The sequence below is a fragment of the Pseudomonas sp. RA_105y_Pfl2_P56 genome (assembly GCF_963970845.1).
Taxonomy (GTDB): Bacteria; Pseudomonadota; Gammaproteobacteria; order Pseudomonadales; family Pseudomonadaceae; genus Aquipseudomonas; species Aquipseudomonas baetica_A.
This window is the reverse complement of the sequence record NZ_CAXAPL010000005.1, coordinates 29,183-45,016: the sequence shown is the minus strand read 5'-3', so window position 1 is coordinate 45,016 and position 15,834 is coordinate 29,183. Positions and strand designations below refer to the sequence as shown.

General features: G+C 59.6%; 14 protein-coding genes. 8 read left to right on the top strand and 6 right to left on the bottom strand.

The genetic code is table 11. The features are described 5' to 3' along the window. Window positions 1-39 precede the first annotated feature (39 nt). From mreC to tldD, 7 genes are all read left to right on the top strand, one after another. On the top strand, window positions 40-1,146 hold the full coding sequence (mreC, locus tag AACY11_RS05250) for a rod shape-determining protein MreC (protein WP_339494108.1): 1,107 nt from the start codon (window positions 40-42) through the stop codon (window positions 1,144-1,146). Beyond that, window positions 1,146-1,637, top strand: a complete 492-nt coding sequence (gene mreD / locus AACY11_RS05245) for a rod shape-determining protein MreD (RefSeq protein ID WP_339431742.1) — start codon at window positions 1,146-1,148, stop codon at window positions 1,635-1,637. Before mreC ends, mreD begins: the two co-directional genes overlap by 1 nt. Before the next feature lie 37 nt (window positions 1,638-1,674). Continuing rightward, a complete protein-coding gene (locus AACY11_RS05240) occupies window positions 1,675-2,271 on the top strand; it encodes a Maf family protein (RefSeq protein ID WP_339494022.1) in 597 nt (198 codons plus the stop codon). A 58-nt stretch (window positions 2,272-2,329) separates the two neighbouring features. Then, the gene (gene rng, locus AACY11_RS05235; RefSeq protein ID WP_339431744.1) at window positions 2,330-3,787 is read left to right on the top strand and encodes a ribonuclease G; all 1,458 of its coding nucleotides are present in this window, start codon (window positions 2,330-2,332) and stop codon (window positions 3,785-3,787) included. A 75-nt stretch (window positions 3,788-3,862) separates the two neighbouring features. After that, on the top strand, window positions 3,863-7,669 hold the full coding sequence (locus tag AACY11_RS05230; RefSeq protein WP_339494021.1) for a YhdP family protein: 3,807 nt from the start codon (window positions 3,863-3,865) through the stop codon (window positions 7,667-7,669). Window positions 7,670-7,727: 58 nt separating this feature from the next. After that, the gene (locus tag AACY11_RS05225) at window positions 7,728-8,588 is read left to right on the top strand and encodes a carbon-nitrogen hydrolase family protein (RefSeq protein WP_339466231.1); all 861 of its coding nucleotides are present in this window, start codon (window positions 7,728-7,730) and stop codon (window positions 8,586-8,588) included. A 4-nt stretch (window positions 8,589-8,592) separates the two neighbouring features. Next, on the top strand, window positions 8,593-10,035 hold the full coding sequence (tldD, locus tag AACY11_RS05220; RefSeq protein WP_016771693.1) for a metalloprotease TldD: 1,443 nt from the start codon (window positions 8,593-8,595) through the stop codon (window positions 10,033-10,035). 51 nt (window positions 10,036-10,086) lie between these two features. On the opposite strand, the gene yjgA is transcribed toward tldD, so the two are convergent. Then, window positions 10,087-10,611 carry a ribosome biogenesis factor YjgA gene (gene yjgA, locus AACY11_RS05215; protein WP_221730042.1) on the bottom strand — a complete coding sequence of 175 codons (525 nt, stop codon included), beginning with the start codon at window positions 10,609-10,611 and terminating at the stop codon, window positions 10,087-10,089. A 108-nt stretch (window positions 10,612-10,719) separates the two neighbouring features. Here yjgA and pmbA point away from each other — a divergent pair, with 108 nt between their 5' ends. Further along, entirely contained in the window at window positions 10,720-12,066 is a 1,347-nt protein-coding gene (gene pmbA / locus AACY11_RS05210; protein ID WP_445261973.1) for a metalloprotease PmbA, read from the top strand. 106 nt (window positions 12,067-12,172) lie between these two features. On the opposite strand, the gene AACY11_RS05205 is transcribed toward pmbA, so the two are convergent. The 5 genes from AACY11_RS05205 to AACY11_RS05185 all read right to left on the bottom strand — a co-directional run bounded on the left by AACY11_RS05205 (window position 12,173) and on the right by AACY11_RS05185 (window position 15,675). Beyond that, window positions 12,173-12,448: an HPr family phosphocarrier protein gene (locus AACY11_RS05205; RefSeq protein ID WP_339431748.1), complete on the bottom strand. Its 276-nt coding sequence runs from the start codon at window positions 12,446-12,448 to the stop codon at window positions 12,173-12,175. 15 nt (window positions 12,449-12,463) lie between these two features. Beyond that, window positions 12,464-13,321: an RNase adapter RapZ gene (rapZ, locus tag AACY11_RS05200; RefSeq protein ID WP_221730039.1), complete on the bottom strand. Its 858-nt coding sequence runs from the start codon at window positions 13,319-13,321 to the stop codon at window positions 12,464-12,466. A gap of 2 nt (window positions 13,322-13,323) precedes the next feature. Next, the gene (ptsN, locus tag AACY11_RS05195; RefSeq protein ID WP_339431749.1) at window positions 13,324-13,788 is read right to left on the bottom strand and encodes a PTS IIA-like nitrogen regulatory protein PtsN; all 465 of its coding nucleotides are present in this window, start codon (window positions 13,786-13,788) and stop codon (window positions 13,324-13,326) included. A gap of 11 nt (window positions 13,789-13,799) precedes the next feature. Further along, the gene (gene hpf, locus AACY11_RS05190) at window positions 13,800-14,108 is read right to left on the bottom strand and encodes a ribosome hibernation-promoting factor, HPF/YfiA family (RefSeq protein WP_187676780.1); all 309 of its coding nucleotides are present in this window, start codon (window positions 14,106-14,108) and stop codon (window positions 13,800-13,802) included. Window positions 14,109-14,181: 73 nt separating this feature from the next. Continuing rightward, a complete protein-coding gene (locus AACY11_RS05185; RefSeq protein WP_339431750.1) occupies window positions 14,182-15,675 on the bottom strand; it encodes an RNA polymerase factor sigma-54 in 1,494 nt (497 codons plus the stop codon). Window positions 15,676-15,834: the final 159 nt, after the last annotated feature.

Here is a 15,834-nt window from a genome sequence, read left to right as displayed (position 1 = left end):
GTATGAATAAACAGAACATTTGCCTGGGAGGAGCGGCTTATTAAACCGCTTTTCGCCAAGGGCCCTTCGTTGGGCGTTCGCCTGCTGGTGCTGGCCGTGCTCTCGGTCGCACTGATGGTGGTCGATGCGCGTTTCGGTCTGCTCAAGCCTGCACGCAGCCAGATGTCGCTGGTGCTGATGGACGCTTACTGGATCACTGACCTGCCCGGTCGCTTGTGGGAAGGTGTCGCCAGCCAGTTCGGCAGCCGCACCGAGCTTGTCGCCGAAAACGAAAAACTCAAAACCGAAAACCTGCTGCTGCAGGGGCGCATGCAAAAGCTAGCGGCCCTCACCGAGCAGAACGTTCGGCTGCGCGAGTTGCTCAATTCCTCCGCGCTGGTCAACGAAAAGGTCGAAGTGGCCGAGTTGATCGGCATGGACCCCAATCCCTTCACCCATCGCATCATCATCAATAAAGGTGAGCGCGACGGTGTGGTCCTCGGTCAGCCGGTGCTCGATGCGCGTGGTCTGATGGGGCAGGTGGTCGAGTTGATGCCTTACACCTCCCGTGTATTGCTGTTGACCGACACCACTCACAGCATTCCCGTGCAGGTAAACCGTAACGGTCTGCGGGCGATTGCCAGCGGCACCGGCAACCCGGAGCGCCTGGAACTGCGTCATGTGGCGGATACCGCCGACATCAAGGAAGGCGATCTGCTGGTCAGTTCCGGTCTCGGCCAGCGCTTCCCGGCGGGCTATCCGGTCGCAACCGTGAAAGAAGTGATTCACGATTCCGGCCAGCCGTTTGCCATCGTCCGTGCGGTGCCGACGGCAGCGCTCAATCGTAGTCGCTACATGCTGCTGGTATTCAGCGACAATCGCACCGCCGAAGAGCGCGCCAACGATGCAGCGCAAGCGCAGGAGGATCTGGATGCGCAGGGCGGTGGCCCGATGATGCCGGCGACTGTGCCGAAAACCGCACCCGCAGCGGCTGCAACGCCTGCCGCCACACCTGCAACGCCCGCCGCCGCTGCCGGTGCTACCCCCGTGAAACCACCTGCGAACAAACCGCCCGCCGCTGCAAAACCACCTGCGAACCAACCTGCTGCCCGGCCAGCGGCCAAACCGCCTGTCGCCGCGCCGGCCACCACCGGGAGACAAGAGTAATGGTCGGGGCTACCGCATCGCGAAACGGCTGGATCGTCTGGCTGACATTTCTCATCGGCATGCTGCTCAGCGTGTCGCCGCTACCGCAATTCATGGAAATTCTTCGCCCGCTTTGGCTGGCCTTGCTCCTGACATTCTGGGCGCTGTACATGCCGCATATGGTCGGCATGGTCACCGCGTTCTGTCTGGGGCTGGCTGAAGACGTGCTCTACGGCACGTTGCTTGGGCAAAACGCGCTCATCCTCACGTTGATCACTTTCCTGGTGTTGTCATTGCAACAGCGCCTGCGAATGTTCCCGATGTGGCAGCAGTGTCTGGTTATCCTGGTGATTTTCGGCCTCGCGCAACTCGTCCAGTTGTGGCTCAGCGCTTTGACTGGCAACCGCCAGCCGACCCTGGCGTTGCTGCTGCCGGCACTGGTCAGCGCCTTGCTTTGGCCTTGGATCAGCTTTGCTTTGCGTGGATTGAGCCGGCGCTACAAAATCAATTGATCCGGTGAAGCAAGGCACTGAACAGGGAGATGTTTTGATGAAGCCGCTTTACCTCGCCTCTGGATCGCCGCGTCGGCGTGAGTTGCTCACGCAGATCGGCGTTCCGTTCCACGCCATCAGCGCGGACATTGATGAAACCCCTCTCCCTGAAGAATCGCCTTCGGCATACGTTGAGCGCCTGGCACGCGGCAAGGCCGAGGCCGGGCGTCGTACGCTCGCGTCCGACCTGGCATGCTGTGTCCTGGGGGCCGACACCGCCGTGGTGTTCAACGGCAAAATTCTCGGCAAACCGGTGGACGAAGCTGACGCATGCGCCATGCTGATGCTGTTGTCCGGCAAGGAGCATGAAGTGCTGACCGCCATCGCGGTGCTTGAAGACCTGCATTGCGAGTCGCGGGTGGTGCGCAGTCTGGTGCGGTTCCGTCCGATCAGCGGTGAAGAGGCTGGCGTCTATTGGGCCAGCGGCGAACCCCGGGACAAGGCCGGAGGTTACGGCATTCAGGGGCTCGGCGCGGTGTTTGTCGCGGGGCTCAATGGCAGCTATTCGGCGGTGGTCGGGTTGCCTGTTTGCGAAACCGCAGAACTGTTGGGCCATTTCGGCATACCCTGTTGGCAAAACCTGAGCGCGCAATGAGCGTCGTATGAATCCAGATGCGGCCATTATCGTGAACATGCCTGAACGAGATCCTGCCATGAGTGAAGAGATTCTGATCAACATCACGCCGATGGAGTCGCGCGTGGCGGTGGTCGAAAACGGTGTGCTGCAAGAAGTCCATGTCGAGCGCACGCAAAAACGCGGGATCGTCGGCAATATCTATAAAGGCAAGATTGTCCGGGTGCTGCCGGGTATGCAGGCTGCGTTCGTTGACATCGGCCTGGATCGTGCAGCGTTCATTCACGCAGCCGAAATCTCCGTGCGTGAAGGCCCGGCGGTGGAGAGCATCAGCGCGCTTGTGCACGAAGGCCAGAGTCTGGTTGTACAAGTCACCAAGGACCCGATCGGCTCCAAAGGCGCGCGTCTGACCACGCAACTGTCGATTCCGTCGCGCTATCTGGTGTACATGCCGCGCACCGCTCACGTCGGTATTTCCCTGAAAATCGAAGAGGAGGCCGAGCGCGAGCGGCTCAAGCAGGTGGTCAGCGACTGCGTGGCCAAAGAAGGCATCAAAGAGGCCGGCGGCTTCATTCTGCGTACCGCCGCCGAAGGTGCCGGGGCCGATGAGATTCTCATGGACATTCGCTACCTGCGACGCCTGTGGGATCAGATCAACGAGCAGATCAAAACCATCGCAGCGCCAAGCGTGATCTACGAAGACCTCGGTCTGGCCCTGCGCACGTTGCGTGATCTGGTTAACCCGAAGATCGAGAAAATCCGCATCGATTCTCGGGAAACCTTCCAGAAAACCACGCAATTCGTCGCCGAACTCATGCCGGAAATCGCCGATCGTCTGGAACACTATCCGGGCGAGCGACCGATTTTCGATCTGTACGGTGTCGAAGACGAAATCCAGAAAGCCCTTGAACGCAAGGTTCCGCTCAAGTCCGGCGGTTATCTGGTAGTCGATCCGGCCGAGGCCATGACCACCATCGACGTCAACACGGGCGCGTTCGTCGGCCATCGCAATCTCGAAGAAACCATCTTCAAGACCAATCTCGAAGCGGCCACCGCGATTGCCCGGCAGATGCGCCTGCGCAATATGGGCGGGATCATCATCATTGACTTCATCGACATGGAAGATGAAGAGCACCAGCGCCAGGTATTGCGCACGCTGGAGAAACAACTGGAGCGTGATCACGCCAAGACCAACATCATCGGCATCACCGAGTTGGGCCTGGTGCAGATGACTCGCAAGCGCACCCGCGAAAGTCTTGAGCAAGTGCTGTGCGAACCGTGCAGCAGTTGTCAGGGGCGCGGCAAGTTAAAGACGCCTGAGACCATCTGTTACGAGATTTTCCGCGAGATCCTTCGTGAAGCCCGGGCCTATCAGGCCGAGGGTTATCGCGTGTTGGCGAACCAGAAAGTGGTGGATCGTTTGCTTGATGAAGAATCAGGTAACGTCGCCGAGCTTGAAGGGTTTATCGGCCGCACCATACGCTTCCAGGTGGAAACCATGTATTCCCAGGAACAATACGACGTGGTGCTGCTCTGAATTCCTGCATCACCCTTTTTCAACAGCGGCTGGCCTCAGCTTTTCGCAGTTTTTTTGCCATGGGAGCCAACTGACATGGACCGTCTGACACGTATTCTGGCCGCACTCACCCGATGGGGGCTGAGCCTGTGCGCGTTGGTTCTGGTGTTGATGGCGTTGTATGTCAGCCTTGGCCGCGAACTGACGCCGCTGGTGGCCGAATACCGCGCCGAGATCGAAGACAAAGCCAGCACCGCCCTCGGTATGCCACTTCAGATCGGTGAACTGGAGGGTAACTGGAAGGGATTTGCGCCGATCCTGCTGGCCCATGATGTGATGGTCGGTGACGGCGCCAATGCCTTGCGCCTCGATCGGGTGCGGGTGGTGCCGGATCTTTGGGCCAGTCTGCTGGCTCGTGAAGTGCGTATTGCCCATCTGGAACTCAATGGTCTGAAAATCAGCCTCAAGGAAACGCAGGACGGCAGTTGGGCGCTGGAAGGCTTGCCGGTGCAAAAGGATCAGCCACTGGATGCGGAGCAACTGTTCAATCGCTCGCAAATGATTCGGCAGTTGTCTGTCCTCGATAGCCAAGTGACCCTGCAGCCACTGGATCACGCGCCGATGACCCTCACCTATGTTGGTCTCAATCTGAAAACCGGTGCCAGTCGTCAACGCCTCGACGCACGCTTGACCTTACCTGATGGTCAACCGGTCGCGCTGAGCCTGCGCACGCGGATTCGCGCGGGCCTATGGCAGGACAGCGCCCTGGAAGGCTACGTCAGTCTGCCGCAAAGTGACTGGTCGAAGTGGCTGCCCGAGCGCCTGACCCGGCAATGGAATTTCTCCGAGATCAAGGCCGGCGGCGAGCTTTGGGTGAACTGGGCTGAAGGCACTTTGCAAAGTGCGGCGCTGCGTTTGAATGCCCCGCAACTCAATGGCGCTTACGCCGAGCGCAAGCCGATCCAGATCAACGATCTGGCGCTCAATGCCTACTACGAAAACAGCGCCGATGGCGCCACCGTCACTCTCGATTCGCTGGCGATGAACTTCGGTGAAACCCGCTGGGAATCTCGCGTGCAACTCCAGCAGACACGCGCTACCGACAAGGTCGACGAACGCTGGCATTTGCAGGCCGATCGTCTCGATCTGACACCGATCACGCCGCTCCTCAACGCATTGGGCCCGCTACCGCAGGGGGTTGCCACGGTGGTCGAGCGCCTGAAAGTGACCGGCGTGCTGCGCAACGTGCTGCTGGATTTCCGTCCGAATGCCACTGACGGTACAAAGTTCGGCTTCGCTGCCAACCTCGACAGCGTCGGTTTCGATGCCTATCACGGCGCGCCGGCGGCACGAAATGTCAGCGGTAGCCTGACGGGCAACCTCGACGGTGGCGAGTTGCGCATGGACAGCAAGGATTTCGTCCTGCACCTGGATCCGATTTTCGCCAAACCCTGGCAGTACATTCAGGCCAACGCCCGACTGACCTGGAAGCTCGACAAGGACGGTTTCACTTTGATCGCGCCGTACCTGAAGGTACTGGGCGAAGAAGGCAAGATTGCCGGCGACTTCCTGATCCGCCTGCATTTTGATCACAGCCAGGAAGACTACATGGACCTGCGGGTCGGTCTGGTCGATGGCGACGGTCGCTACACCGCCAAGTACTTGCCGCAAGTCCTCAGTCCGGCACTCGACGAATGGTTGCGCACGGCAATCCTCAAAGGCGCGGTGGATCAGGGCTTCTTCCAGTATCAAGGGTCTCTGAGCAAGAACGCCGGGGACGCCGACCGCAGCATCAGTCTGTTCTTCAAGGTGCATGACGCCGAACTGGCCTTCCAGCCCGGCTGGCCGCATGTGAGCAAGGTCAGTGGCGATGTGTTCATTGAGGACAGTGGTGTGCGAATTCTGGCCAGCGAGGGCCAATTGCTCGACACCCGGATCAGCGACGTTTTCGTCAATATTCCCCATGTGCCTGCCGGACAACATACGCATATGTTCCTTGATGGGGCATTTGCCGGCGGTTTGGGGGATGGACTGAAGATTCTTCAAGACGCACCGATTGGCACGGGTGAAACGTTCGCCGGCTGGGAAGGTGCGGGCGACCTGCAGGGCAAACTCAAACTGGACATCCCGCTGGACAAGGGCGGCGATCAGCCGAAAATCCTGGTCGACTTCACGACTGCCAATGCGCGGCTGAAACTGGCCGAGCCGAAGCTGGAACTGACTCAACTCAAGGGTGATTTCCGTTTCGACAGCGCCAAAGGCCTCAGTGGTCAGAACATTGCGGCGCGAGCGTTCGATAAACCGGTCACCGCGCAAATTTTTGCCGACGGTAGTCCTGGCAAACTCAAAACCCGGGTCGCGGCATCGGGGCAGGTCGAGGTCAAGAAACTCACCGACTGGCTGGGTGTGACACAGCCGTTGCCAGTGTCCGGGACGATTCCCTATCAGTTGCAACTGAACCTGGACGGCGCCAACAGCCAGTTGATGGTCAGCTCCGGAATGAAAGGCGTCGCGGTCGATCTGCCGGCACCGTTCGGCATGGCGGCGGATGTCGGTCGTGACACGGAGTTGCGCATGACCCTGCAGGGGCAGGAGCGGCGTTACTGGGTCAATTACGGTCAACTGGCCAATTTCACCTTTGCCGCGCCGCCGACCCAATTCGCCGAGGGGCGCGGTGAACTGTTCCTCGGTGCAGGCCAAGCCGTGCTGCCGAGCGCCAAGGGCTTGCGAATTCGTGGTGTGCTGTCGGAACTTGATATCGCGCCGTGGCAGGATCTGCTCAACAAGTACGCCGGGCAGGACCCGGGTGGCAGTGCCAAGCAACTGCTCAGTAGCGCTGACTTCAAGGTCGGCAAGTTGACGGCGTTCGGTACCACGCTGGATCAGGCCTCGGTGCAGGTCGATCGTAAATCCGCGGCGTGGAACCTGGCGCTCGACAGTCAGCAGGTCAAAGGCTCTGCCAGCCTTGCCGACGCGAAAAACACGCCGATTGGGGTCAACCTTCAGTATGTGCGTTTGCCGGCACCGGATCCGAAGGCGCAGGCCGACGAGAACTCTCCTGATCCGCTGGCCTCGGTTGATCCTGCGAAAATCCCCGCGCTGGATATCACCATCAATCAACTGTTCCTGGGCCAGGACCTGGTCGGTGGCTGGTCGCTCAAGGTGCGACCGACCGGCAAAGGCATCGCGCTGAATAACCTCGACATGGGCCTCAAAGGCATCCTGTTGCAGGGCAATGGCGGTTGGGAGGGCGCGCCGGGTGCGACCAATAGCTGGTTCAAAGGCCGGATTAGCGGCAAGAACCTTGCCGATGTTCTCAAGGGTTGGGGCTTTGCGCCGAGTGTGACCAGTGAAGAATTCCATATGGATGTCGATGGCCGCTGGCCGGGCTCGCCCGCGTGGCTGGCGACCAAGCGTTTTTCCGGCACTCTGGATGCGTCGCTGAACAAGGGCCAGTTTGTCGAAGTGGAGGGCGGAACACAGGCATTGCGGGTGTTTGGTTTGCTCAACTTCAACGCTATCGGCCGTCGTTTGCGTCTGGATTTCTCCGACTTGTTCGGCAAAGGCTTGAGCTACGACCGCGTCAAAGGATTACTGGTGGCGAACAACGGTGTGTATGTGACCCGCGAACCAATTCGTTTGACCGGGCCTTCGAGTACCTTCGAACTGGACGGTACGCTGGATCTGGTCGCCGATCAGGTTGATGCCAGGTTGTTGGTGACCTTGCCGGTGACCAACAACCTGCCGATTGCCGCACTCATCGTTGGCGCACCGGCGATCGGTGGTGCGCTGTTCCTGATCGACAAGCTGATCGGTGATCGTGTGGCGCGCTTCGCCAGCGTGAAATACACCGTCAAAGGTCCATGGAAAGACCCGAAAATCACGTTCGACAAGCCTTTTTGAACAGCCAGTCCCTGAACCGATGGAGTAGCATGGCCGCTTACCTCTTGCGGAGTTCGCCATGTCTTTAGCGGTCATTCAAATGGTCAGCCAGAGTGACGTGCAGGCCAATCTGGCCCAGGCCCGACGCCTGCTCGAACAGGCGGCGGCCGGTGGCGCGAGGCTGGCCGTGTTGCCGGAAAACTTCGCCGCCATGGGCCGTCGCGACATCGCCGACATCGGTCGAGCCGAAGCATTGGGCGAAGGGCCTATCCTGCCGTGGTTGAAACAGACCGCCCGTGACCTCAGGTTATGGATAGTGGCCGGTACGTTGCCGTTGCCGCCCTTCGATCAGCCGGAGGCCAAGTCACATGCCTGCTCGCTGCTGGTCAATGATCAGGGCGAAATCGTTGCACGGTATGACAAGTTGCATCTGTTCGATGTCGATGTAGCGGACAATCGCGGCCGTTACCGCGAATCCGATGACTATGCTTATGGCAGTAGCGTGGTGGTGGCGGACACGCCGGTCGGCCGAGTCGGTCTGACAGTGTGTTACGACCTGCGCTTCCCGGAGTTGTACAGCGAATTGCGCGCTGCCGGTGCCGAGTTGATTACCGCACCGTCAGCCTTCACCGCGGTGACCGGTGCGGCGCATTGGGATGTGCTGATTCGCGCGCGGGCCATCGAGACTCAATGTTATGTGCTGGCGGCAGCGCAGGGCGGGATACATCCGGGGCCGCGGGAAACCTTCGGTCACGCGGCGATCATCGACCCGTGGGGCCGCGTGCTGGCGCATCAGGATCAAGGCGAAGCGGTGTTGTTGGCCGAACGCGATAGCGATGAACAAGCGTCCATCAGGGCGCGGATGCCGGTGACGAGTCATCGGCGGTTTTTCTCGCAGGGCGCACAGCGGCCTGCCTCAGAACACGAATTTAAGGCGTAAACCTATGAGCGAGTTGTTGTCCTCAGTCAGTGATCACCTGTTGGCGCCCGGCGGCGTGACGATCGAAAGCCTGCAAGGCGTGCTTGGCGATCTGGCCGGCCCGGGCATCGATGCCGCCGACCTGTATTTCCAGGGTCAGATCTCCGAGTCTTGGGCGCTGGAAGATGGCATCGTCAAGGAAGGCAGCTTCAACCTTGATCAGGGTGTGGGTGTGCGGGCGCAGTCCGGTGAGAAAACCGGTTTCGCCTACAGCAACGCGATCACCCTTGAAGCCCTCGGCGCTGCGGCGCGAGCGGCCCGTTCGATCTCCCGCGCCGGGCAGAACGGCACGGTGCAGGCATTTACCAGCCAAGACGTTGCGCAACTGTATGCGCCGGACAATCCGCTGGAAGTGCTGAGCCGTGCCGAGAAGGTCGAGCTGCTCAAGCGCATCGACGTGGCTACCCGCGCACTCGATCCGCGTATCCAGCAAGTCAGCGTGAGCATGGCCGGGGTCTGGGAGCGGATTCTGGTGGCTTCCACTGATGGCGGTCTGGCGGCGGATGTGCGACCGCTGGTGCGCTTCAACGTCAGTGTGATCGTTGAGCAAAACGGCCGTCGCGAGCGTGGCGGGCATGGCGGCGGCGGGCGTACCGACTACCGTTATTTCCTCGCCGAAGACCGCGCCATGGGCTATGCCCGTGAAGCGCTGCGTCAGGCGCTGGTGAACCTCGAAGCGATTCCGGCGCCGGCTGGTACTTTGCCGGTGGTGCTGGGTTCGGGCTGGTCCGGCGTGCTGCTGCACGAAGCGGTCGGCCACGGTCTGGAAGGCGACTTCAACCGCAAAGGCAGTTCCGCTTATAGCGGCCGCATGGGTGAAATGGTTGCTTCAAAGCTCTGCACCATTGTCGATGACGGTACCTTGAGCGGCCGTCGCGGCTCGCTGAGCGTCGACGATGAAGGTACGCCGACCGAGTGCACCACGCTGATCGAAAACGGCGTACTCAAGGGTTACATGCAGGACAAGCTCAATGCACGCCTGATGGGCGTGGCCCGCACCGGTAACGGGCGTCGTGAGTCCTATGCACATCTGCCGATGCCTCGGATGACCAACACCTACATGCTGGGCGGCGAAAGCGACCCGGCAGAAATCATTGCTTCGGTGAAGAAAGGCATCTATTGCGCCAACCTCGGTGGCGGTCAGGTCGACATCACCAGTGGCAAGTTCGTGTTCTCCACCAGCGAGGCCTATCTGATCGAAGACGGCAAGATCACTGCGCCGGTCAAAGGCGCGACGTTGATCGGCAACGGCCCTGAGGCGATGAGCCGGGTGTCGATGGTCGGTAACGACCTGGCGCTGGACAGCGGTGTGGGGACGTGTGGCAAGGATGGACAGTCGGTGCCGGTGGGGGTTGGCCAGCCAACGCTGAAAATCGATGCGATCACCGTGGGTGGCACGGGCGCATAAGAAAAGATGGAGCTTTGGGTGGCGCGCAGGGCGACCACCCAGTGACGAATATCAACGCAGACCGCGTTGAGTCTCGTCCAGCTCACGGATGTATTTGAAGATTTTACGGCTGGAAGCAGGAGGTTTGTTTTGCGCAACCTCGTGCTGAGCCTGACGGATCAGGGAACGCAGTTGCTGGCGATCGGCGTCCGGGTAGTCGACGACGAATTTCTCCAGCACGGCATCGTCGCCCGCGATCAGGCGATCACGCCAGCGTTCGAGATTGTGGAAACGCTCGTTGTACTGACGAGTCGAGGCATCGAGTTGATCGAGCAGAGTCAGAATCGCGTCAGTGTCCTGATCGCGCATCAGTTTGCCGATGAACTGCAAATGCCGCTTACGCGCGATATTCGCGGTGTGCTTGGGCGCATCGGCCAAGGCCCGGCGCATGGCGTCGGTCAGCGGCAGTTTTGCGATCAAGTCAGGCTTGAGTGTTGTAAGGCGCTCGCCGAGGTCAACCAGAGCATGCAGCTCGCGTTTGACCTGAGATTTGCTTTTTTCTCCCGTATCGAGGGAGTCGTCGTAAGAATCAACCATGGTGGCAGTCCGCAAAGAAACGCCGCCATGATAACCAGTCGGGGGCCGCTTGTCCGGCCCGGTCGCTCGATGGCCCCCGCCGAAAGCAGAATTTGAGTGGAGATGAGCATGAGTGCAGTTCAAAGCGTCGGCCCGCAGGCATTGCCGGCACTGCAGGAACAAGTCGAGCAGATCATCGCCGAAGCCAAGCGTCAGGGCGCCAGTGCCTGTGAAGTGGCGGTGTCGCTGGAGCAGGGCCTTTCGACATCGGTCCGCCAGCGCGAAGTCGAAACTGTCGAGTTCAACCGCGATCAGGGCTTTGGCATCACGCTGTACGTCGGTCAGCGCAAGGGCTCTGCCAGCACGTCTGCCACGGGGCCTGAGGCGATTCGCGAAACCGTTGCCGCCGCACTCGCCATTGCCAGGCACACCTCCGAGGACGAAGCTTCGGGCCTCGCTGATGCTGCGCTGATGGCCAGGGATCAGCAGGATTTCGATCTGTTCCACGAATGGGATATCACGCCGGAGCAGGCCATCGAGAAGGCTTTGATCTGTGAGGCGGCGGCATTTGATGCTGATGCGCGGATCAAGAATGCCGATGGCACCACCCTCAGCACCCATCAAGGCTGCCGCGTTTACGGCAACAGCCATGGTTTCATTGGTGGCTACGCGTCGACGCGACACAGCCTGAGTTGCGTGATGATCGCCGAGGCCGACGGCCAGATGCAGCGCGATTACTGGTACGACGTGAACCGTCAGGGCACTTTGCTGGCGGATCCGGTAAGCATCGGCCAACGCGCTGCACAACGGGCGGCGAGCCGTCTGGGGGCGCGTCCGGTGCCGACTTGCGAGGTGCCGGTGCTGTTTTCTGCAGAACTGGCAGGCGGTTTGTTTGGCAGTTTCTTGTCGGCGGTATCCGGCGGCAGTCTGTATCGCAAATCGTCGTTCCTGGAAGGCACGCTGGGGCAGAAACTGTTCCCGGAATGGCTGACCATCGACGAACGTCCGCATCTGATGCGTGCCATGGGCAGCGCCTGGTATGACGGTGACGGCCTGGCGACTTATGCCAAACCGTTTGTCGAAAAAGGTGAGTTGGTGTCGTACATCCTTGGGACCTATTCCGGTCGCAAGCTCGGTATGCCGAGTACGGCCAACGCTGGCGGCGTACACAACCTGTTTGTCACTCATGGCGATGAGGATCAGGCCGCACTGCTGCGGCGCATGGGGCGTGGGCTGTTGGTCACCGAGTTGATGGGCCATGGTTTGAATATGGTCACGGGTGACTATTCGCGCGGGGCGGCGGGATTCTGGGTCGAGAACGGCGTAATCCAGTTCGCGGTGCAGGAAGTGACTATCGCCGGCAACATGCGCGATATGTTCAAGCAGATCGTCGCGGTCGGTAACGATCTGGAGCTGCGCAGCAATATTCGCACTGGTTCCGTGTTGATCGAACGGATGACGGTGGCGGGCAGCTAAGCCCCGCCCGCGACACAAAAAAGGCGCGCCATCCGATTGGGTGGCGCGCCTTTTTTATGCCGGCCCCTGGCACTGCCGAGGCTGCGATTTTTTGATTGTTCGACGATCAGCCACCTTCGTCGAAGAAGTTGTTGATCAACGCCACCAACGCATCCAGCGCTTCTTGTTCCTGATGTCCTTCAGTACTCAAATAGATTTTTGTGCCCTTGCCGGCAGCCAGCATCATCATCGCCATGATGCTTTTGCCATCCACTACCGTTTCTGGTGTGCGGCCTACTCTGATCGTGCAATCCGGATACTGACCTGCAACCCCGACGAACTTGGCCGACGCCCGGGCGTGCAAGCCCAGTTTGTTGATGATTTCGATTTCCAGAGCAGGCATCGCGGTGTGAATCCTTTAAGTGAGGTCGCGGTGGCGAACCTGGACGTTCTTCAGGGTTTTGTGCAGGGCCTGACCCAGGCGTTCGGTCAGGTAGACGGAGCGGTGATGCCCGCCGGTGCAGCCGATGGCAATGGTGACGTAGGCGCGATTGCTCGCGGCGAAACGCGGCAGCCATTTGTGCAGGTAGGCGTAAATGTCCTGGAACATTTCCTCGACTTCCGGCTGCGCCGCCAGGTATTCGGCCACCGGCGCATCGAGACCCGATTGCGCGCGCAGCTCTGGCTTCCAGTACGGGTTGGGCAGGCAGCGCACGTCGAACACCACGTCTGCATCGACCGGCATGCCGCGTTTGAAGCCGAATGACTCAACGAGAAATGCTGTTCCGGGTTCAGGCTGATTGAGCAGGCGCAACTTGATGGTGTCGCGCAACTGGTACAGGTTCAGGTGGGTGGTGTTGATCTTCAGGTCGGCCAGATCGGCGATTGGGCCGAGCAGGGCGGTTTCATCGCTGATCGCTTCGGCCAGTGAGCGGTTGGCAGTGCTCAGTGGATGACGCCGACGGGTTTCCGAAAAACGCTTGAGCAGGGTTTCTTCGTCGGCGTCCAGATAAAGCACATCGCACTGGATGTGGCGGCTGCGGACTTCTTCCAGCAACTCGGGGAAACGCGAGAGATGGCTCGGCAGGTTGCGCGCATCGATCGACACGGCCACCAGCGGTTGTGCCAATTCGGTGTGTATCAGTGCGCGTTCAGCCAGTTCTGGCAACAAGCCTGCCGGCAGGTTGTCGATGCAGTAGTAACCGCTGTCCTCAAGGACATTCAGTGCGGTGCTTTTGCCCGAGCCGGAGCGGCCACTGACGATGATCAAGCGCATGATTAATGCCTGTTCTGCTCTTCCAGTACCACTTGGTACAAGGCTTCACTGCCGGCAGCGCTGCGCAGTCTTTCGCGTACTTCCTTGCGGTCGAGCATGCTGGCGATTTGACGCAGTAACTCCAGGTGCGCATCGGTAGCGGCTTCTGGGACCAGCAGTACAAACAACAGATCAACGGGGGCGCCGTCGATCGCATCGAAATCGATAGGGGCGTCGAGGTGAAGCAGAGCGCTGACAGGCTCAATGCAACCCTTGAGGCGACAGTGAGGAATGGCGATGCCGTTGCCAAAACCGGTGGAACCGAGTTTTTCACGGGCAATCAGGGCCTCGAAGACATCTTGCATCTCCAGCGCCGGCACTTCGCGGGCGATCAGGTTGGCAATTTGTTCGAGGGCTTTCTTTTTACTGCCGCCCGGCACGTTCACAAGAGAACGGCCGGGGGTCAGGATATTTTCAAGTCGGATCATGGAGTGGGGGGTTATCGACCGGTAGCGCCCTGGAGCAGGCTCTGGGTCTTTTCCTTATGCTTTTTGAGTTGTTTATCCAGCTTGTCGGTCAGGGCGTCGATCGCGGCGTACATATCGGTATGTTCCGCGTTGGCGACCACTTCACTGCCGGGAATATGCAAGGTGGCTTCGATTTTCTGCTTGAGCTTTTCGACACACATCGTGACTTGTACGTTGGTGATCTTGTCGAAATGGCGCTCCAATCGTTCGAGTTTCTCGTTGATGTAGGTGCGCAGAGGTTCGGTCACTTCCAGTTGGTGTCCACTGATGTTGACTTGCATACAGCTTCTCCTTCGTTGCCAGTGCATAAAGCGGCAGGCTGGATAGCCTGCCACTGGAACGCTGTAACGTGGCTTACATCAACCGCTTGCGTTCGCTCGAAGGCGCGATCCCGAGGGACTCGCGGTACTTGGCGACGGTGCGGCGAGCCACCTGAATGCCTTGTGCCTCCAGTAAACCAGCGATCTTGCTGTCACTCAACGGCTTTTTCTGATTTTCCGCAGCAACCAGTTTTTTGATGATCGCGCGGATCGCCGTGGACGAGCATTCACCGCCTTCGGAGGTGCTGACGTGGCTTGAGAAAAAGTATTTCAGTTCATAGATACCGCGCGGGGTATGCATGAACTTCTGCGTGGTCACTCGGGAAATCGTCGATTCGTGCATGCCAACCGCTTCGGCGATGTCATGCAGCACCAGTGGCTTCATGGCTTCGTCCCCGTATTCCAGAAAGCCGCGTTGATGCTCGACGATCTGGGTGGCCACTTTCATCAGGGTTTCGTTGCGGCTTTGCAGGCTCTTGATGAACCAGCGGGCTTCCTGCAACTGGTTGCGCATGAAAGTGTTGTCGGCGCTGGTATCGGCGCGTCTTACGAAGCCGGCATACTGGGCGTTGACCCGCAGGCGGGGCACTGATTCCTGATTCAGTTCGACCAGCCAGCGTTCATTGTCCTTGCGCACAATGACGTCAGGGACGACGTATTCGGCTTCAGTGGATTCGATCTGAGAGCCCGGACGCGGGTTGAGGCTCTGCACCAGTTCGATGACTTGACGCAGTTCATCTTCCTTGAGCTTCATGCGCCGCATCAACTGGTTGTAATCGCGGCTGCCGAGCAAGTCGATGTAGTCGGTGACCAGACGTTTCGCTTCAGTCAGCCATGGTGTCTTCGCCGACAACTGGCGCAGTTGCAGCAACAGGCATTCGCCGAGGTTGCGGGCGCCGATGCCAGCGGGTTCAAACTGCTGGATGCGGTGCAGAACGGCTTCGATTTCGTCCAGTTCGATGTCCAGTTCCGGGTCGAACGCTTCGAGGATTTCTTCGAGGGTTTCGTCCAGGTAACCCTGGTTGTTTATGCAGTCGACCAGGGTGACGGCGATCAGTCGGTCGGTGTCTGACATCGGCGCGAGATTGAGCTGCCACAGCAGGTGGCTTTGCAGGCTTTCACCGGCGGAGGTGCGAGTGGTGAAGTCCCATTCGTCGTCATCGCTGCTGGGCAGGCTGCTGGCACTGGTCTGGTAGACGTCCTCCCAGGCCGTGTCGACCGGAAGCTCGTTGGGGATACGCTCGCTCCATTCGCCATCTTCCAGATTGTCCACCGTCGGAGCGGTTTCCTGATAGGACGGTTCCTGAATTTCGGTGTTGGGCTTTTGCTCGGCGTTGTCGGCCAGAGGGTCCGAGTTATCGAAGTCGTCGCCTTCTTCCTGGCGTTCGAGCATCGGATTGGATTCCAGGGCCTCCTGGATTTCCTGTTGCAGATCCAGGGTCGACAATTGGAGCAGACGGATGGCCTGTTGCAGCTGCGGTGTCATCGTCAGCTGCTGGCCCATTCTCAAGACTAGCGATGGTTTCATGGCAGGGGCTTAACACCTTATTCGCCGGCGCACATGCGCCATCCACTACAGAGCGCCGAAGCGCCAAACTTAAGCAAATTATATGCCTGAAACTGAAGTGTTTGCCTAGAGCGTTGTAACAATTAAAGCGTATTAAATCCTGCTTGAATCGATACAGCG

Excerpts from the sequence above, each read along its gene's own strand:
- mreD (WP_339431742.1), top strand. The coding sequence starts at position 1,146 with ATGGTCGGGGCTACCGCATCGCGAAACGGCTGGATCGTCTGGCTGACA.
- AACY11_RS05240 (WP_339494022.1), top strand. The coding sequence starts at position 1,675 with ATGAAGCCGCTTTACCTCGCCTCTGGATCGCCGCGTCGGCGTGAGTTG.
- rng (WP_339431744.1), top strand. The coding sequence starts at position 2,330 with ATGAGTGAAGAGATTCTGATCAACATCACGCCGATGGAGTCGCGCGTG.
- AACY11_RS05230 (WP_339494021.1), top strand. The coding sequence starts at position 3,863 with ATGGACCGTCTGACACGTATTCTGGCCGCACTCACCCGATGGGGGCTG.
- AACY11_RS05225 (WP_339466231.1), top strand. The coding sequence starts at position 7,728 with ATGTCTTTAGCGGTCATTCAAATGGTCAGCCAGAGTGACGTGCAGGCC.
- tldD (WP_016771693.1), top strand. The coding sequence starts at position 8,593 with ATGAGCGAGTTGTTGTCCTCAGTCAGTGATCACCTGTTGGCGCCCGGC.
- yjgA (WP_221730042.1), bottom strand. The coding sequence starts at position 10,611 with ATGGTTGATTCTTACGACGACTCCCTCGATACGGGAGAAAAAAGCAAA.
- pmbA (WP_445261973.1), top strand. The coding sequence starts at position 10,720 with ATGAGTGCAGTTCAAAGCGTCGGCCCGCAGGCATTGCCGGCACTGCAG.
- AACY11_RS05205 (WP_339431748.1), bottom strand. The coding sequence starts at position 12,448 with ATGCCTGCTCTGGAAATCGAAATCATCAACAAACTGGGCTTGCACGCC.
- rapZ (WP_221730039.1), bottom strand. The coding sequence starts at position 13,321 with ATGCGCTTGATCATCGTCAGTGGCCGCTCCGGCTCGGGCAAAAGCACC.
- ptsN (WP_339431749.1), bottom strand. The coding sequence starts at position 13,788 with ATGATCCGACTTGAAAATATCCTGACCCCCGGCCGTTCTCTTGTGAAC.
- hpf (WP_187676780.1), bottom strand. The coding sequence starts at position 14,108 with ATGCAAGTCAACATCAGTGGACACCAACTGGAAGTGACCGAACCTCTG.
- AACY11_RS05185 (WP_339431750.1), bottom strand. The coding sequence starts at position 15,675 with ATGAAACCATCGCTAGTCTTGAGAATGGGCCAGCAGCTGACGATGACA.